The 16833-nt window shown below is 73.0% G+C and carries 16 protein-coding genes and 1 pseudogene; 5 read left to right on the top strand and 12 right to left on the bottom strand.

Annotated elements, in window-relative coordinates; genetic code table 11:
• Nucleotides 1–79: 79 nt before the first annotated feature.
• The 8 genes from ABII15_RS07170 to ABII15_RS07135 form a co-directional block, all read right to left on the bottom strand.
• Entirely contained in the window at nt 80–1048 is a 969-nt protein-coding gene (locus ABII15_RS07170) for a PfkB family carbohydrate kinase (RefSeq protein ID WP_353941421.1), read from the bottom strand.
• Nucleotides 1045–2517: a cytosine permease gene (locus ABII15_RS07165; protein WP_353941420.1), complete on the bottom strand. Its 1473-nt coding sequence runs from the start codon at nt 2515–2517 to the stop codon at nt 1045–1047. The genes ABII15_RS07170 and ABII15_RS07165 overlap by 4 nt, the downstream gene beginning before the upstream one ends.
• A gap of 53 nt (nt 2518–2570) precedes the next feature.
• The gene (locus ABII15_RS07160; protein WP_353941419.1) at nt 2571–3584 is read right to left on the bottom strand and encodes an ADP-ribosylglycohydrolase family protein; all 1014 of its coding nucleotides are present in this window, start codon (nt 3582–3584) and stop codon (nt 2571–2573) included.
• Nucleotides 3581–4300, bottom strand: coding sequence for a GntR family transcriptional regulator (locus tag ABII15_RS07155; RefSeq protein WP_353941418.1), 720 nt, complete (start codon nt 4298–4300; stop codon nt 3581–3583). Before ABII15_RS07155 ends, ABII15_RS07160 begins: the two co-directional genes overlap by 4 nt.
• Nucleotides 4301–4406: 106 nt before the next feature.
• The gene (locus tag ABII15_RS07150) at nt 4407–5378 is read right to left on the bottom strand and encodes a bile acid:sodium symporter family protein (protein WP_353941417.1); all 972 of its coding nucleotides are present in this window, start codon (nt 5376–5378) and stop codon (nt 4407–4409) included.
• Nucleotides 5379–5442: 64 nt separating this feature from the next.
• A complete protein-coding gene (locus ABII15_RS07145) occupies nt 5443–6207 on the bottom strand; it encodes an FAD:protein FMN transferase (RefSeq protein WP_353946983.1) in 765 nt (254 codons plus the stop codon).
• A gap of 34 nt (nt 6208–6241) precedes the next feature.
• The gene (locus tag ABII15_RS07140; protein WP_353941416.1) at nt 6242–6724 is read right to left on the bottom strand and encodes an FMN-binding protein; all 483 of its coding nucleotides are present in this window, start codon (nt 6722–6724) and stop codon (nt 6242–6244) included.
• 17 nt (nt 6725–6741) lie between these two features.
• Nucleotides 6742–8112, bottom strand: a complete 1371-nt coding sequence (locus ABII15_RS07135) for a ferredoxin reductase family protein (RefSeq protein ID WP_353941415.1) — start codon at nt 8110–8112, stop codon at nt 6742–6744.
• Between the two features lie 150 nt (nt 8113–8262).
• On the opposite strand from ABII15_RS07135, the gene ABII15_RS07130 reads away from it, so the two are divergent.
• Together ABII15_RS07130 and ABII15_RS07125 are read left to right on the top strand one after the other, a co-directional pair.
• Complete coding sequence (locus ABII15_RS07130; RefSeq protein WP_353941414.1) at nt 8263–8994, top strand: response regulator transcription factor; 732 nt, start codon at nt 8263–8265, stop codon at nt 8992–8994.
• Nucleotides 8991–10460 (top strand): HAMP domain-containing sensor histidine kinase, encoded by a 1470-nt coding sequence (locus ABII15_RS07125; protein WP_353941413.1) that lies wholly within the window; start codon nt 8991–8993, stop codon nt 10458–10460. The genes ABII15_RS07130 and ABII15_RS07125 overlap by 4 nt, the downstream gene beginning before the upstream one ends.
• On the opposite strand, the gene ABII15_RS07120 is transcribed toward ABII15_RS07125, so the two are convergent.
• Complete coding sequence (locus tag ABII15_RS07120; RefSeq protein ID WP_353941412.1) at nt 10461–11171, bottom strand: L,D-transpeptidase family protein; 711 nt, start codon at nt 11169–11171, stop codon at nt 10461–10463.
• A gap of 3 nt (nt 11172–11174) precedes the next feature.
• Nucleotides 11175–11775: pseudogene (locus ABII15_RS07115) on the bottom strand (pyridoxamine 5'-phosphate oxidase family protein).
• A gap of 144 nt (nt 11776–11919) precedes the next feature.
• Between ABII15_RS07115 and argH the strand changes: the two are divergent.
• Nucleotides 11920–13347, top strand: a complete 1428-nt coding sequence (gene argH, locus ABII15_RS07110; protein ID WP_353941411.1) for an argininosuccinate lyase — start codon at nt 11920–11922, stop codon at nt 13345–13347.
• An 84-nt stretch (nt 13348–13431) separates the two neighbouring features.
• On the opposite strand, the gene ABII15_RS07105 is transcribed toward argH, so the two are convergent.
• On the bottom strand, nt 13432–13701 hold the full coding sequence (locus tag ABII15_RS07105) for a hypothetical protein (RefSeq protein WP_353941410.1): 270 nt from the start codon (nt 13699–13701) through the stop codon (nt 13432–13434).
• Between the two features lie 134 nt (nt 13702–13835).
• Between ABII15_RS07105 and ABII15_RS07100 the strand changes: the two genes are divergently transcribed.
• Entirely contained in the window at nt 13836–14387 is a 552-nt protein-coding gene (locus tag ABII15_RS07100) for a helix-turn-helix domain-containing protein (protein ID WP_353941409.1), read from the top strand.
• Nucleotides 14384–15913: an MFS transporter gene (locus ABII15_RS07095; RefSeq protein ID WP_353941408.1), complete on the top strand. Its 1530-nt coding sequence runs from the start codon at nt 14384–14386 to the stop codon at nt 15911–15913. The genes ABII15_RS07100 and ABII15_RS07095 overlap by 4 nt, the downstream gene beginning before the upstream one ends.
• A 225-nt stretch (nt 15914–16138) precedes the next feature.
• Here the strand turns inward: ABII15_RS07095 and ABII15_RS07090 are convergent, their stop codons facing one another.
• Complete coding sequence (locus ABII15_RS07090) at nt 16139–16768, bottom strand: lysophospholipid acyltransferase family protein (RefSeq protein ID WP_353946982.1); 630 nt, start codon at nt 16766–16768, stop codon at nt 16139–16141.
• Nucleotides 16769–16833: the final 65 nt, after the last annotated feature.

Genomic DNA, 16833 nt, shown 5'->3' with positions numbered 1-16833 from the left:
GCAATTTCAAGCCCCTCCGGCGATTGAGGAGCGGGGTCCGGGGCAGAGCCCCGTGACCTCAGCTCAATCGCCGGGGGCGCTACAACAGCCCGAGCGCACCGGCCAGGCGGGCCCCGACGAACTCGGCCAGCTCCCCCCGGGTGGGCCCGGTCGCGGGCCCCCTGCGAGTAACGGCCAGCGCGGCAGCGGCATTGGCCCCCCGAGCCGCCTCGACCGCCGGCACCCCGCGCCCCAGCAGCGCCAGGAACGCCCCGACGTGCGCGTCCCCGGCCCCATTGCTGTCGACCGCGTCCACGGCGAACCCGGCGACGTGCACCACGTCCCCCGATCCGGGCGGAGCCACCCAGCAGCCGTCCTTGTCGGCCCGTACCAGGACACCCGCCCCGGCCCGCAGCCGCCCGCGCAGCACCTCGGCCGCGGCCCGCGGCCCGGCCACGCCGGCCATCAGCCCGGCCTCGCGCGCGTTGCAGCTCAGCCAGTCGGTGCGGGCGAGCACCGGGCCGAGCACCCCGGCCGGGATGTCCGCCACCAGCGGCCCCGGGTCCAGGCACACCCGTACGTCGTCCGCGAGACCCGCCACGATCCCGGCGAGCAGCGGCCCGTTGACCTCCATCACCAGCCCGTACCCGGAGACCTGCACGAGGTCGCCGGGGCGCACGGCGCCGGAGACCGTCGCCGCCTCGTCCGGCGTCATCCGCGCGTCGACGCCGAAGCTCGTCACGAACGTCCGCTCGCCGCCGTCGTCGACCAGGGCCACGCAGAACCCGGTGTCGCCGTCGGAGCGCGCGTCCAGCACGGTGCCGATGCCCTCGGCGGCGAGCGAGGCACGCACCAGGTCGCCGTACGGGCCGGTGCCGTGCAGCCCCGCGTACACCGCCTCCGCGCCCAGGCGGCGCGCGGCGGTCAGGGCGTTGAAGCCGCCGCCCGCGTACAGCTCCGTACGCGTGCCGATGACATCACCGCCGCGCTCCGGGAGGGCGGGCACGTCGACGACCAGGTCGGCGATGACGTTCCCTGCGAGCACGACACGGGATGCGGGGGCGGTCATCGGGTGGCCTCCTCGAGAGCGGTGGGGGCAGGGGCCGCGTCGACGGTCACCGGTGAGCGGCGGCCGAGGACCGCGTACACCGCCGCGCCCACGACGATGGCGACGAGCCAGCCGAGGCCGTTCGTGCCGAGCCAGGACGTGGCGAGCGGCCCCTTGAACCACACGTCGTCCGCGCTCGTCGCGGCCGTCGTGAACAGCAGACCGGCCACGATCGCCACCACCCAGGCGGCGACGGCGGGCGGATGGAAGCCGCCGCGGTACCAGTAACGGCTGCCGCGCCCGGTGTCCATCAGCGCCGCGGAGTCGTACTGGCGGCCGCGCAGCATGTCGACGACGATCACACCGATCCACGCCGAGATCGGCACCGCGAGCAGCGTCAGGAACGTAGTGAACGGGCCGTAGAAGTCACCGGCGATCAGCATGAAGTAGATGCCGCCGAGGAACATCAGGACGACGTCGACGCAGACCGCCCACGCGCGCGGCACCCGCAGACCGAGCGTGATCATCGTCAGGCCGGCCGAGTACGTGGACAGGTGGTTGGACATCAGCAGTCCGCCGAAGGCCGCGATCAGGTACGGGACCGCCATCCACGACGGCAGCATCGCGTTGATCGCCGAGACCGGGTCCGAGGAGGTCGCGAGCGAGGAGTCGCCGGCCGTGAGCAGCGAGCCCAGCGAGATCAGCAGCACCAGCGGGATGCCGGCCCCGAAGGCCGAGGCGCGCACGAGCCGCCCGCCGGGAATGGCCCGGGGCAGGTAACGGGCGTAGTCCGCACCGGCGTTGGCCCAGCCGATGCCGGTGCCCGAGGCGATGAACCCGATGCCGGCGACGACCGCGCTGGACTGTCCCGCGGGCGCGTCGAGCACCTTCCGCCAGTCGACCGTGGCGACGAGGAAGCCCATCACGATCAGGTTCAGGACGCCGAAGCCGACCGTCGCCCACTTGTTGATCCACATGATCGTGGCGTGCCCGAGACCGCTGATCAGCAGCGTGCAGGCGATGAAGACCAGCAGGCAGATCAGGGTGAGCACGGTGCCCTGGCCGAACCCGAACAAGGTGTTGAGGAGGGCGAGCAGCGCGTACGCGGCCGTGGTGGTCGAGATCGTCTCCCAGCCCACCCGGCTCAGCCACGTCACCAGCGTCGGCCCGTGGTTGCCGCGCTGCCCAAACACCGCCCGCGACAGCGTCAGGGCGGGCGCGCCGCCCTTCTTCCCGGCCAGGCTGAGCGCGCCGACCAGGGCGAACGAACCGACCGCGCCGACGACCGCGACGAGCACGGCCTGCCAGATGTTCAGACCGCGGAAGGCGACGAGCGTCGCGCCGAGCGGCAGCCCGAGGATCGAGATGTTCGCGGCGAACCACGTCCAGAACATCTGGCTCGCGTGTCCGTGCCGTTCGTCGTCGGGGACCGGTTCGATCCCTCGGGTCTCCACGGTGCCGACGCGGTCGTTCTTCGTCGAAGCGGCCATCGCGGAACCTCCTTGCTCAGGTGCGGGAATGATCTCTGTGCGGGCGGTGGGTGTCAGGCGCGGTGGGTGAGCAACTGCCGGGTCAGCGGCTCCAGTTCGAGGGAGTTGACCTCGCGCAGAGTGCGTACGGCGTCGGCGGGCAGGGCGCCGAGGCCGTGCACGGAACCGGCGATCGCGCCCGCGATGGCGCCGATCGTGTCGCTGTCGCCGCCGAGGTTCGCGGCCAGCAGCGCGGAGCGCCACGGGTCGCCGCCGGTCAGCGCGAGCACGGCGAAGGCGGCGGGCACCGACTCCTGGCTGGCGACGCTGGTGCCGATCAGCGCGTCGATCCGGTCCAGCGCCGCCGCCTCGTCGAGACCGGCGACGAGCTCGCGCGCCCAGCCGATGCGCGCCGAGATGCTGGCGCCCGCGATCCAGTTGCCGCGCCGGGCCCCGGCGGCGGACGCGCTGATCGCGGCGTCGAAGACCTGGTCGAGGGTGCCGCCCGCGACGCCGGTGGAGACCGCGGCCGCGACCGCCGCCGCGCCCGCGATGCCGATGGTGGTGTCGTGCGTGACCTGGCAGGACTCGACGACCCGGTCCAGGAACGTCTCGGTGTCGTCGCAGCGGAAGGCGATGCCGACCGGGGTGACCCGCATCGCGGCGCCGTTCGTCGTGCCGTACTTCCCGGCCTCCTTGGGGTCGGTGCCCCGGGCCACGGCGTCGAGGGCCGCCTTGGTCGACGGGCCGAGCAGGTCGAACGACCCCTTGGCCTTCATCTCCCGCTCCCAGGCGAGGAGTTCCTCGGCGAATCGCAGCGGGTCGACGTGCCCGCCGCCCTCGACGATCAGCCGCGCCACGATGACCGCCTGGTCGGTGTCGTCCGTGACGGATCCGGCGGGCATCCCCGCGCTCACCGGGTTGTCCGGCAGCGCCGGCTCGAAGCCGTCGAGGGTGCCGTACACGCGGACGACGTCGGCCCGGGACATGACCTGCGTCGGCATGCCGAGGGCGTCGCCGAGCGCGAGGCCGTGGAAGGCGCCGAGGGCGCGGTCGAGCTGAGATGTTTCGGGTGTTGCGGGTGTCACGGCTGGTCTCCTCGGCCGGTACGTACGTGCAGTTGGAACCGGGCGGGATCGAGCAGGCTCGTCACCTGCTCGACCACGCCGCCCGCCGCGTCGCGGAACACCTGGGCGACACGGAGAAAGGGCTCACCGGGGGAGCGGCGCAGGGCGGCGGAGTCGTTCTCCTTGAGCCCGGCGACGGCTATGTGCGCCTCGGCCGAGTCGGGGATCCGGCCCGCCGCGGTGAGCGTGCGGCTCAGGGAGCCGCCGTCGAGGCCGCGCTCGGCCAGGTCCGCCAGCGGCCCCACGGCGGGGACGCGGCTGAACTCCAGCGAGACGCCCTGCCCGTCCGGCAGCTGCCGCACCCGGTCCAGGGCGGTGAACTCGTCGCTTTCCAGGCCGAGTTCGGCGGCCAGCGCCGCGTCCCTGATCCGCTCGAGGCGCAGCACGCGCGTGGTCAGCTCGGTGCCCTGCGCGGCGAGCGCCCTGGTCCAGCCGAGACGCTGGTCGAGCGGCGTACCGTCGAAGGTGACGATCGAGCCGATCCCGGCGTGCGTCTCGATGAGCCCCTGCTCGCCGAGGACCCCGAGGGCCTGCCGCACGGTGGTGCGGCTGACCCCGAACCGCTCCCGCAGGGCGTGCTCGCCGGGCAGTTTGCTGCCGCCGGTGTGCACGCCCGCGCGGATCTCGTCGGCGAGAACGCGGGCGACGTGATGATGCTTGTGAACCTGTCCAGGCATGTCTAGAAGTTAGACACGCGAAAGCCGACCTGTCCATACCTGTCCAGTGAGGAATTCGGTACGGAACGGGTCGGCTTCTCGCGGGGTGGGCGGGCGCGCGCCCGGATCAGCCGATGCGCTCGGCCCTGGACCGGTACGACATCCAGGCCGCCACGAGCGCGCCGGACACGTTGTGCCAGACCGAGAACACGGCCGCGGGCAGCGCGGCCAGGGGGCTGAAGTGGGCGGTCGCGAGGGAGGCGGCCAGCCCGGAGTTCTGCATGCCCACCTCGAAGGCCATCGCGCGCGACGCGGGCTTCCCGAGCCGGGCGACCTTCCCCGCGCCGTAGCCGAGCGCGAGGCCGAGCCCGTTGTGCAGCACGACGGCCAGCAGCACCACGGCCGCCGCCGACTTGATCGCGGCGGCGCTGCCCGCCACGACCACCGCGACGATCACGGAGACCGTCAGCGCGGACAGCCAGGGCAGCGCGCTCAGCACCCGGTCCACGTACCGCCCGAACAGCAGCCGCACGACGAGGCCCGCGAGCACCGGCAGCAGCACGGTCTTGAGGATGTCCGTCACCATCGAGCCCGCGTCGACCGGCAGGTACTCACCGGCAAGGAGCAGCGTCAGCGGCGGGGTGACGAGCGGCGCGAGGACGGTGGAGACGGTCGCGACCGACACGGAGAGCGCGACGTCGCCGCGCGCGAGGTAGGTCACGACGTTCGACGCCGTGCCGCTGGGCGCGCAGCCGACGAGGATCACGCCCGCCGCGAGCTGCGGCGACAGATCGAGGAGGTTGGCGATCAGCCAGCCGAGCCCCGGCATGATCACGTAGTGCGCGACGAGCCCGATGCCGACCGCCCACGGCCGCTGGGCGACGCCCTTGAAGTCGCCGAGGCTCATGGTCAGCCCCATGCAGAACATGACCACGCCCAGCAGGTACGGCACATCGGTCGTGAAGTCCGCGAACGCGTCCGGCAGCAGGAGCCCCAGCGCGCCCGCGACGAGGACGAGCACGGGGAAGACGGTCACCGCGAGGCGGGCGGCGCGGTCGGTCGACGTGCTCTGTGTGGGGGTTTCGGTTTCGCTTGGCACCGGGCGATGCAACGCCGCGACGGCGGGACCGTGCAACCGCGTCTCGCTATGTGGTCCTTACATCTTATTTTTGACCGGTCTCGCGACCGGTCTCGCGGCCGTTGCCGTGGTCGGTGTCGCGACCGGTGTCGAAACGGCCCGTCGTCCAGGTCGTCCCGTCCGCGTCCACGGCGAACGCCGCAACGTCCGGCAGTAGTTCCAGCCAGGCCCGGGCGCCCGCTCCGCGCGCGTACGCCGCCGTCGCCACGGTATCCGCGCGGGTCAGGCCGGGGTACACCACCGTCAGCGAGGCCGGGGCGCCGTCCGGCGGGCGTCCGGTGTGCGGGTCGACGATGTGGCAGCCGCGCTCGGCGGTGCCGGACGTGGCCACCGCGAGCGCGCCCGCGGCCGAGGCGACGACGGCCGCCACCGCGCCGGGCTCCAGCGGATGGGCGATGCCGACCCGCCAGGGCCCGCCGTGGAGCTGGACGTCACCGCCGCCGTTCACGCACACCGCCGCGGCGCCCGCGTCGCACAGCAGCCGCGCCGCCCGCTCCACCGCCCACCCCTTCACCACACCGCTCGGATCGAGCGCAGCCGAGTGCCGCGCCGAGAACCAGCCCTCGCTCTCGCGTTCGGCCCGCGCGCACAGTTCGAGGACCTCGTCCACCTCGGGCCACCAGGCGTCGGGCACCCGCTCACCGCGGACCAGGGCGCTGACCGCGCTGTCCTCCCGGTAGGTGGAGAACACCCGGTCCACATGGTGGAGCAGCGCCTCGGCGTCGTCGAGTGCCCTGCGCAGCGGGGGAGTCGGGGAGTCCCGCACCGTGAACGAGAACACCGTGCCCATCGTGCGCACCACCCGGTGCAGGCCCGCGCCCGCGTCACCCACGGGCCCGGTCCAGCGCGCTCTGCAGCGAGGAGATGTAACCCTCGCTGGTGAAGGTGGCGCCCGAGACAGTGTCGATCCGCGCGCTCTGCGCGGCGAGCGTCTCCTGGACCAGCGTCGGCACGGCCGAGCCGCTGATCTGCCGACTGCGCGGCTCGTCGGCGGGCGTGCGCACGGCCCGCGCCGCCGTGATCTTCGAGCCTTCCAGGGTGAGTTCGACCTGGACGGGGCCGTAGCGGGTCCGCACGGTGTCGCCCGTGACGGTACGGGTGGCGGACGCCGACGCGCCGGAGGCGCCGCCCGACGAACCGCCGGAGCTGGCGCTGGACGAACCGCCGGAGCCGGCGCTGGACGGCGCCGGACCCGCGGGCGCGGCGGTCACCGTCACCCCGTGCGGCTTCAGCGCGAGCGCCAGCACGGTCACCGTGACGGTCGCGGCGCAGGTGAGCACCGTGCGGCGGAGCGGATGGGTCTTCATGGCGCGGCGCACGCTCCTCAGAACTCGAAGGACTCGTCGTGGATGCGGGACGCGGGCACCCCGGCCGCCCGCAGGGCGTCGTACGCGGCGACCGACAGCGGCCGCGGCCCGCACAGGAACACGTCGTGCTCCGCGATGTCGGGGAGCGTCGCCCGCAGCCGGTCGGCGGTGATCGGGACGCGGCTCCCGTCCGGCGCGTTCAGCGCGTACAGCAGCCGCGCCCCGCGCCGGCCGGCTATCGCCTCCAGTTCGTGCCGCAGCGCCAACTCCTCGGCGCTGCGCCCCCGGTAGAGCAGGGTGAGGTCGCCGGGCGCGGCGGGCAGCGTCTCGAAGAGGGCGCGCAGCGGGGTGATCCCGGTGCCTCCGGCGAGCAGCAGCACCTTGCGTCGGCGCCGCCGGTCCGCGGTCAGCGCCCCGTACGGGCCCTCCGCCCACACCCGGGTGCCGCGCCGCACCGTCGGCACCGCCGCGCTGTGGTCGCCCAGCGCCTTCACGGTGATCCGCAGCAGATCGGGGCGCGGCGGCGCGGACAGCGAGTACGGGTGCGAGGTGTGCCACAGCCCCGGGGAGAGGAACCGCCAGCGGAGGAACTGCCCCGGCCGGGCACCCAGCCGCTCCAGGTGCCGGCCGCGCACCCACACCGAGTGCACCCCGGGCGCCTCCGGCACCACGGCCTCGACGCGCAGCCGGTGCCGCAGGTTCAGCCGCACCGGCACCAGCACCCGGAACCACAGCACCAGCCCGGCGGCACCCGCGTACAGCGCGTACCAGGCGGCCCGCGCGGCGGCGTTGCCCACGAAGTCGGCGCCGAGCGCCAGTTGGTGCCAGAACGCCAGGAAGACCGCGCCGTAGGTGAGCAGATGCAGGTAGTACCAGGTCTCGTACCGCATCCGGCGTCGCACCGCCCGCGCCGACACGAAGCCGACCGTCAGCAGGATCGCCGCGCCCAGCGCGCCCTTCAGCATCTCCGGCAGGTCCAGGGTGATCGTCAGGAACTCGCGCACGGCGTTGTCGTGCGCCTGCGCCGCGTACCCGAGCGTGATCAGCACCGTGTGGGCGAGCAGCAGCCCGACCGTCCACCGGCCCGCCGAGGCGTGCCAGCGCACCGCGCGGTCGCTGCCGACACCGCGCTCCAGCCAGGGTGTACGGGCCATCAGCGCGACCAGCAGCGCGCACATGTAGCCGCACAGCAGGCCGGTGATCCGCCCGGAGCCGTTCAGCCAGCCAGCCGCGCCGATCACGGAGCCGGTGTCGGCCCACCACAGCCCGAGCACGGCGCAGCCGCCCGCCCAGGCCGCGGTCAGCAGGGGCACCGCGGGGGAGCGGCGCGGCCCGGCGGCCGGCGTGCGGTGGCGCATCGGGGGCGGGATGCGGGTCGCGGTGACCATGGGGCCTCCTCACGGCGGTTCGGAGGTGCCACTGTGCGGGGCGAACTTCTGAACGGGCTCTGAGCATGACCCGCGAGAGCGACCCCACCGGGATCCGGGCGGGGTTTCTCAGAGGAAACTCAGAGACGACCGGGAGAATCTGGTACCACCATGAGCCAACGCCCCGCCGCCCTGACCCGGCCCGACGGCACCCCCGTGCGGGTGCTCGTCGTCGACGACGAGCCGGACCTCGCCGAGGTCGTCACCGGTGCCCTGCGGTACGAGGGCTGGGAGGTGCGCTCCGCCGCGACCGCCCGCGCGGCCGTGGCCGAGGCCCTCGGCTTCCGGCCCGACGCCGTGGTCCTCGACATCATGCTCCCGGACCGCGACGGCCTGTCCGTGCTGCGCGAACTGCGCGCCGCCCAGCCGCACGTGTGCGTGCTGTTCCTGACCGCCCGGGACACCGTCGAGGACCGCATCGCGGGGATCACCGCGGGCGGCGACGACTACGTGACGAAGCCGTTCGCGCTGGCCGAACTGGTCGCCCGGGTGCGCGGGCTGCTGCGCCGCGCCGGGATGACCCGGGAGCGGGCCGCGTCCGCCCTGCTCACCGTCGGCGACCTGGAGATGGACGAGGACGCCCACGAGGTGACCCGGGCCGGCGAGCCGGTCGAGCTGTCCCCGACCGAGTTCCAGCTGCTGCGCTGCCTGATGCGCAACCCGCGCCGCGTGCTGAGCAAGGCCCAGCTCCTCGACCTCGTCTGGTCCTACGACTTCGGCGGTCAGGCGCACGTCGTCGAGCTGTACATCTCGTATCTGCGCCGGAAGATCGACGCGGGCCGGGAGCCCATGATCCATACGGTGCGGGGCGCCGGTTACCTGCTCAAGCCGGTGCCCCGGTGAGGTGGCCGCGAGCGCCGCGCACCCTGCGCGGACGGCTCACCGCGGGGCTCGTCGTGCTGCTCGCGGTCAGCTGCGCCGCGGTCGGCGTCGTGGCCGTCCTCGAACTGGGCGGCTTCCTCACCTCCCGCCTCGACCAGCAGTTGCAGGACGCGGGCAGCGCCTATCCGGCCAGCATCGAGCACCGGGGCGGCACGGTCGGCCGGAACGACCACGACGGCGACGAGCACGGCGACACCCGCCGCCAGACCGCCGGCACCCTCGGCGTCTGCCTCGTCGACGGGACCGTCACCCGGGCCGGACTGGTCCGCTCGGGCGCCGACGCGAGCGACCAGTCGGCGCCGCTGAGCACGGCCGACGAGAAGCGGCTCGCCGCCGTCCCCGCCGACGGCGCCGGTCACTCCGTCGCCCTGTCCGCGCTCGGCGAGTACCGGGTCGTCGCCGCACCGGGCCGCGACGGCGACGTCCTGCTCACCGGCCTCCCGCTGGAACCCGTCCGGGCCACTGTCCACCGGCTCGAACTCGTCTCGGGCGTCGTCTTCGGCATCGCGCTCGCGGTCACCGGGATCGCGGGCGCCCTGTGGGTGCGCTGGTCGCTGCGTCCGCTCAACCGGGTCGCCGCCACCGCCGCCCGGGTCAGCGAACTGCCGCTGGCCAGCGGCGCGGTGGCGCTGCCCGCCCGGGCGCCCGAGACCCTGCCTCCCGAGAGCGAGATCGGTCGGCTCACCCGCGCCTTCAACGGCATGCTCGGACATGTCGAGAAGGCGCTCACCCAGCGCCAGCGCAGCGAGGAGCGGCTGCGCAGCTTCTCCGCCGACGCCAGCCACGAACTGCGCACCCCCGTCGCGGCGATCCGCGGCCACGCCGAACTCGCGCTGCTGCACCCGGGGCCGGTCCCGCCCGAGGTGACCCGGGCGCTGGAACGGATCACCGCCGAATCCGGCCGGATGGGCGCGATGGTCGACGACCTGCTGCTGCTCGCCCGCCTCGACGCGGGGCGCCCCCTGGAGCGCGCACCGGTCGACCTGACCCGGCTCGTCCTCGACGCGGTCGCCGACGCCCGCGCGGCGGGACCGGGACACCGCTGGTCGCTGCGGCTGCCCGAGGAACCGCTCACCGTCACCGGCGACACCCACCGCCTCCACCAGCTCCTGGCCAACCTCCTGGCCAACGCCCGGCTGCACACCCCGCCCGGCACCGAGGTCACGGTCTCCCTCACGGGCGGCCCGGACGCGGTGCTGCTCACCGTGGCCGACGACGGCCCGGGCATCCCGGCCGGGATCAGGGACACGCTCTTCGAGCGGTTCGTCCACGGCGAGCGGCGGCGCGGCGAGGGCGGCGGCACCGGCCTCGGCCTGTCCATCGTCGCCGGGGTCGCGCAGGCGCACGGCGGTTCGGTCACGCTGGACAGCGGACCCGGGGCGACCGGGTTCACCGTCCGGCTGCCCCGGGACACCGCCGACGAGTGATCAGTACTTCGTGATCGCCGTCGCCCCGCCCGTCGTCCCGATCGCGATGTGCGGCGCCCGCCCCGGCCGCACCCACGTCAGGAGCCGCCGCACGGCGTCCTTCGGCACGGACACACAACCGGCCGTCGCCGCCCGCCCGTTGACGTGCAGGAAGATCCCGGCGCCGCGGCCGCGCACCGGGCGGTCGTAGTTGAAGCCGATCACCAGGGCGTGCGCGTACTGCGTGCCGTAGTCGGCGAGGTGCTCGGACTCCGACGCCCGGCAGTCGGCCGGACGGGGCTGCGTCCAGCGGTTGTAGGAGCGGGACTTGTTGTCCTGGCACCACCAGGAGGAGTTCCGCACCCGCCGGTACGTCACCGACGCACCGCCCGGCGCCTTCTCGGTGCCGAAGGCGAAGGGGAGGTCGTAGAGCCCGGCCGGGGTGGTGTTCGTGCCCTGCTCGCGGCTGCTCCCCGCCACGAGCCCCTTCGCCCCGAACCGCGCGGGCGCCGAACCGGCCTTCACCCAGCGGCCGTCGGCGCGCCGGTCCCACCAGGTGACGGTCCCGGACGTGGCGGACGCGCGGGGCGCCTCGGCGGTGATCAGCTGGCTGCCGCCGCCGGTGTCCGCCATCCGGGCGGGCAGCGGGGCGGCGGCACTCGCGGACGGCGCACCGCCGAGCACGGCGCAGAACGTGACAGCGAAGGCGATACCTGCTCGTAAAGGACGCATGGGTCAGAAGGTAGCGGGCGGCAGCGGCAACGGCAGCCCCGGAAGGCCGTCCAGGCTGGTTCCGATGTACTCCTTCTTCTGGAAGTACGCGTCGAGCCCGGCGTCGTCCTTGCGCGCGAAGAAGTCCCCGTGCAGGGTGCGTTCCTCGTCGTACGTCATGAAGGGGACGGCGTAACCGCAGGTGTCCCGGACGAGTTCGGCCTGTACGAGGATGATCGCGCGCAGTCCGTTGCGCGTCGGGTCGATGGCGTCGAAGTGCCCGAGGAGGTCGTCGAAGCGCGGGTCGTCGCGGAAGACGGGCTCGCCGCGACCGTGCACCCGGACGATGGTCGGCGGCCCCTAGAAGGCGCACCTAGAAGGCGCACCACATGAGGGTGATCCGGCCGTTCTCGCGCAGGTGCGCGATGGTCTCGGCGTTGGAGCCCGCGAAGTCGAGGTAGGCCACGGTGTGGGCGTCGAGGACGGCGAACGACCCTTTGAGGCCCTTGGGGGAGAGGTTCACCGTGCCGTCGCCGGCCAGCGGGGCCGTGGCGGTGAAGAAAAGAGGCTGGGACTCGATGAAGGCGCGCAGCCGGCCGTCGATGCTCTCGTAGCTTTTTCCCATGCGGGGAGTATGGCGAAGTGATCACATGTTGGACAGATCCGTCCCGCATGATGGGATACCGGGTCTCACCCGGTCACGATTGACGATTCATGCGGAACCTTGCATAATCATGCATGACACCCACCGGCTTGAGGAGCAGAGCACGTGAGCAGCAACACCGGCGATGTCCGCCTCTGGGGCGGCCGGTTCGCCGACGGCCCCGCCGAGGCCCTGGCGAAACTCTCCGCCTCCGTCCACTTCGACTGGCGCCTGGCGCCGTACGACATCGCGGGCTCCCGCGCCCACGCGCGCGTGCTCAACAAGGCGGGCCTGCTCACCGACGACGAGCTCACGCGCATGATCGCGGGTCTCGACCGGCTCGAGGCCGATGTCGCGGACGGCTCCTTCGTCGGCACCATCGCCGACGAGGACGTGCACACCGCCCTGGAGCGCGGCCTCCTGGAGCGCCTCGGCGCCGACCTCGGCGGCAAGCTGCGCGCCGGCCGCTCCCGCAACGACCAGGTGGCGACCCTCTTCCGGATGTACCTGCGTGACGAGGCCCGGGTCATCGGCGGCCTGATCGCCGACCTCCAGGAGGCCCTCGTCGGCCTCGCCGAGGCGCACCCGGACACCGCGATGCCCGGCCGCACCCACCTCCAGCACGCCCAGCCGGTGCTCTTCGCCCACCACGTCCTCGCCCATGTCCAGGCGCTGTCCCGGGACGCGGAGCGGCTGCGGCAGTGGGACGAGCGCACGGCCGTCTCGCCCTACGGCTCGGGCGCCCTCGCCGGCTCCTCGCTCGGCCTCGACCCGGAGGCGGTCGCCCGCGACCTCGGCTTCGAGCACGGCTCGGCCGGCAACTCCATCGACGGCACGGCCTCGCGCGACTTCGTCGCCGAGTTCACCTTCATCACCGCGATGATCGGCGTGAACATCTCCCGGATCGCCGAGGAGATCATCCTGTGGAACACGAAGGAGTTCTCCTTCGTCACCCTCCACGACGCCTTCTCCACCGGCTCGTCGATCATGCCGCAGAAGAAGAACCCCGACATCGCCGAGCTGGCCCGCGGCAAGTCCGGCCGCCTCATCGGTAACCTGACGGGCCTGATGGCGACGCTCAAGGCGCTGCCCCTCGCCTACAACCGCGACCTCCAGGAGGACAAGGAGCCGGTCTTCGACTCCTGCGACCAGCTCCGCCTCCTGCTCCCGGCCTTCACCGGCATGATGGCCACTCTCGCGGTCAACCGGGAGCGCATGGAGGAGCTGGCCCCGGCCGGGTTCTCGCTGGCCACCGACATCGCCGAGTGGCTGGTGAAGCAGGGCGTGCCGTTCCGCGTCGCCCACGAGGTCGCCGGTGAGTGCGTCAAGGTCGCCGAGTCCGAGGGCAAGGAGCTCGACGGGCTCACCGACGAGCAGTTCGCGAAGATCTCCGAGCACCTCACGCCCGAGGTCCGCACGGTCCTGAACGTGCCGGGCGCCCTCGCCTCCCGCGACGGCCGCGGCGGCACCGCCCCCAGCGCCGTCGCCGTCCAGCTCGCCGAGCTCAAGCAGGACCTCGGCGTCCAGCGCGCCTGGGCCGACGCCAAGAAGTAGCGCACCGACCCGTCCCCACGGCCAAGGGCCCGGTTCGTCCGTACGAGGACGAACCGGGCCCTTGCCGTCGTGGCCGCCGGCCGATCAGCGCCGGGCCTTCGCCCCGCCGCCGTAGCTCGACAGGTCCATCAGCAGCCCGATCAGCACGACCAGCCAGCCGATGCCGCGCACCCCGGCCACGGGCGCGTACGCGAACACGTACCCCAGCGTCGTCCACGGCAGGAAGACCAGGCCGAGCAGCGGCATCAGCACGCCGGTGAACGCCCGGTCCACGAGGTTCGTGAAGAGCCATGTGATCGCCAGGGCGACGCGCGGCCCGATCGCCGCCATCGCCGCGAAGATGCAGCACCCCATGCCCGTACCTCCGAGAGTCGCTCCGTCCTGCCAGTGGTAACACCGGGTGAGCGGCCGGGCCACCGGAGTCACCTTCATCGTTTGTGCGACGTAAGAATGAGACATCAATGTCTCACGTGGTCTATTCTTGTCTCATGTCTGTCGATCGCGAACAGGTGCTGCGCAGCGCCGCCGCCCTGCTCACCCGCAAGTCCACCGCCACGATGGACGAGGTGGCCCGGGCCGCCGGCATCAGCCGCGCGACCCTGCACCGCCACTTCGCGGGCCGCGACGCCCTCGTCCGCGCCCTGGAGAGCCTCGGTATCCAGGAGTGCGAGACGGCGCTCGACCTGGCCCGGCTCGACGAGGGCCCGGCCGAGGACGCGCTGCGCCGCCTGATCCGGGAGATGGAGCCGGCGGCCCCGCTGCTCGCCTTCCTCACCACGGAGAACCAGCTCTTCGAGGGCGAGGGGCAGAACGCGGGCTGGGAGCGGCTCGACGGCCGCATGGCGGCGCTGTTCCGGCGCGGCCAGGAAGCGGGCGAGTTCCGCATCGACCTGACACCGGCCTGGCTCTGCGAGGCGCTCTACGGCCTCATCGGCAGCGGCGCCTGGGCCGTACAGGACGGCCGCGTCGCGGCCAAGGACTTCTCATACATGATCGCCGAGCTGCTGCTCGGCGGCGCACGACGGAGAGTGGAACCATGACCAGCACACACCAGCGCACCCCCGCGGCGGAGGTGGTGTCGCGCCCCGGCCGGTGGCTCGCCCTCTGCGTCCTCGTGCTCGCCGTGCTGCTCGTCGCCGTGGACGCGACGGTCCTCGGACTCGCGACCCCGTACATCAGTGAGGACCTGAAGCCGTCCGGCACCCAGCTGCTGTGGATCGGCGACGTCTACTCGTTCGTCATCGCCGGACTCCTCGTCTCCATGGGCAGCCTCGGCGACCGCATCGGCCGCAAGAAGCTGCTGCTGACGGGCGCCGTCGCGTTCGGCGCTGTCTCGGTGCTCAACGCGTACGCGACGACGCCGGAGATGATGATCCTGGCGCGCGCCCTCCTGGGTGTCGCGGGCGCCACGCTCATGCCCTCGACCCTCGCCCTGATCCGCAACATCTTCCACGACCCGCGCGAGCGCTCGCTGGCCGTCGGCATCTGGGGCGCCATGGCCTCGGCGGGCGCGGCGGTCGGCCCGGTCGTCGGCGGCTTCCTGCTGGAGCACTTCTGGTGGGGCTCGGTCTTCCTGATCAACCTCCCCGTGATGGCGGTCCTGGTCGTCGTCGGCGCGAAGCTCATCCCCGAGTCGAAGAACCCGGTCCCGGGCCCCTGGGACCTGCCCAGCGTCGGCCTCTCCCTGATCGGCATGATCGGTGTCGTCTACGCGATCAAGGAGGCGGCCGCGCACGGCGTCAGCTGGGAGGTCGCGGGTGCGGCGGTCGTCGGCGTGGCGGCCCTGGTCACCTTCGTCCGGCGCCAACTCACCCTCGCCTCGCCGCTGCTGGACATGCGGCTGTTCCGCAACCGCGGCTTCTCCGGTGCCGTCCTCGCCGACCTGCTGACCATCCTGGGCCTCGCGGGCCTGATCTTCTTCCTGTCCCAGTTCCTCCAACTGGTCCAGGGACGCAGGCCGTTCGAGGCGGGCCTGGCCGAACTCCCGGCCGCCGTGGGTGCCGTGGGCGCGGGCCTGATCGCCGGATTCGTGGCGCGCCGCTTCTCGGTGCGCGTCGTGGTGGCGGGCGGGCTGGCGGCGGTGGGCCTGGCCCTCGCCGCGCTCACGACCCTGAGCCGGTCGACGGGTTACCCGCTGCTCGGCACCGTCCTGCTGGTCGTCGGCGTCGGCGCCGGCTTCTCCTTCACGGTGACGGCCGACGTGATCCTCTCCAGCGTCCCCAAGGAGCAGGCGGGCGCGGCGTCCGCGGTCTCCGAGACGGCGTACGAACTCGGCGCGGCCCTCGGCATCGCCCTGCTCGGCTCGATCGTCACGGGCGTCTACGCGAGCTTCACCGCCCCCGCGGGCACCCCGGCGGACGTGGCGTCGGCCGCCCACGAATCGCTGGGCGGCGCGGTCGAATCGGCCTCGGCGCTCCCGGCGGCCCAGGCCCACGAACTGCTGACATCGGCCCAGGGCGCCTTCGTCGACGGCCTCCAGGTCGCGGCGGGCGTCGGCGCGGCGGTCCTCCTGGCGACATCAGTGGCAGCCTGGTTCATGCTCCGAGGCCAACACCTGGAGAACTGACCGGCAGCCCCCGCCTCGGGCAATCTGCCGCGCCCCCGCCGCCTCGGGCAATCTGCCGCGCCCCCCGCCGCCTCGGGCAATCTGCCGCCAAGGGCGGCAGGGTGGGCAAGGCGGCACCCCAGCGCCGGTCAGGCGCCTCGACGGGCCCCGCCACAGCCCCGCCCGAAAACGACCGTGGGCCCGCCGGAGACATCTCCGGCGGGCCCACGGCCCAGATCAGAACGCCTACGCGGCCTTCGCCTTAGTGGCGTACATGTCCACGTACTCCTGCCCCGACAACCGCATGACCTCAGCCATCACCGAGTCGGTCACGGCCCGCAGCACATACCGGTCGCGCCCCATCCCGTCGTACCGGGAGAACTCCATGGGCTCCCCGAACCGCACGGTCACCCGCCCCGGCTTAGGCATCCCCGAGCCACCCGGCTGCAGCTTGTCCGTGCCGATCATGGCGAAGGGCACCACCGGCGCACCGGTCATCAGCGTCAGCCGCGCGATACCCGTACGGCCGCGGTACAGACGCCCGTCGGGGGAGCGGGTCCCCTCCGGGTAGATACCGAAGATGCGACCCTCCTCCAGGACACGGCGGCCGGTCATCAGCGCGGCCACCCCGCCGTTGGCACCGTCCCGGTCCACCGGGATCATGCCGACGCCGGTGAAGAACCAGGCCATGAGACGGCCCTTGAGCGACTTCCCGGTGACGTACTCGTCCTTGCCGATGAAGCACACCTGCCGGTCGCAGACGAGCGGCAGGATCATCGAGTCGATGAACGTCAGGTGGTTGCCCGCCAGAATGACGGGGCCGGTGCCCGGAATGTTCTCGGCGCCTTCCACACGGGTGCGGAACATCAGGCGCATGATCGGTCCGAGCACTGCCTTGATGAGCGCGAAGCGGGACAACGGGCCCTCCGATGTCGAGATTG

Origin of the sequence: Streptomyces sp. HUAS MG91, assembly GCF_040529335.1 — a bacterium.
Lineage (GTDB): Bacteria > Actinomycetota > Actinomycetes > Streptomycetales > Streptomycetaceae > Streptomyces > Streptomyces tabacisoli.
The sequence above is the reverse complement of the archived record's forward strand: the minus strand, read 5'-3'. Positions and strand labels throughout refer to the sequence as shown.

Bases quoted from the DNA above. Each gene is read 5' to 3' on its own strand.
- ABII15_RS07155 (WP_353941418.1), bottom strand. From the start codon at position 4,300: ATGCCTGGACAGGTTCACAAGCATCATCACGTCGCCCGCGTTCTCGCC.
- ABII15_RS07165 (WP_353941420.1), bottom strand. From the start codon at position 2,517: ATGGCCGCTTCGACGAAGAACGACCGCGTCGGCACCGTGGAGACCCGA.
- ABII15_RS07170 (WP_353941421.1), bottom strand. From the start codon at position 1,048: ATGACCGCCCCCGCATCCCGTGTCGTGCTCGCAGGGAACGTCATCGCC.
- ABII15_RS07130 (WP_353941414.1), top strand. From the start codon at position 8,263: ATGAGCCAACGCCCCGCCGCCCTGACCCGGCCCGACGGCACCCCCGTG.
- ABII15_RS07090 (WP_353946982.1), bottom strand. From the start codon at position 16,768: ATGCGCCTGATGTTCCGCACCCGTGTGGAAGGCGCCGAGAACATTCCG.
- ABII15_RS07095 (WP_353941408.1), top strand. From the start codon at position 14,384: ATGACCAGCACACACCAGCGCACCCCCGCGGCGGAGGTGGTGTCGCGC.
- ABII15_RS07105 (WP_353941410.1), bottom strand. From the start codon at position 13,701: ATGGGGTGCTGCATCTTCGCGGCGATGGCGGCGATCGGGCCGCGCGTC.
- ABII15_RS07120 (WP_353941412.1), bottom strand. From the start codon at position 11,171: ATGCGTCCTTTACGAGCAGGTATCGCCTTCGCTGTCACGTTCTGCGCC.
- ABII15_RS07140 (WP_353941416.1), bottom strand. From the start codon at position 6,724: ATGAAGACCCATCCGCTCCGCCGCACGGTGCTCACCTGCGCCGCGACC.
- ABII15_RS07100 (WP_353941409.1), top strand. From the start codon at position 13,836: ATGTCTGTCGATCGCGAACAGGTGCTGCGCAGCGCCGCCGCCCTGCTC.
- ABII15_RS07135 (WP_353941415.1), bottom strand. From the start codon at position 8,112: ATGGTCACCGCGACCCGCATCCCGCCCCCGATGCGCCACCGCACGCCG.
- ABII15_RS07145 (WP_353946983.1), bottom strand. From the start codon at position 6,207: ATGGGCACGGTGTTCTCGTTCACGGTGCGGGACTCCCCGACTCCCCCG.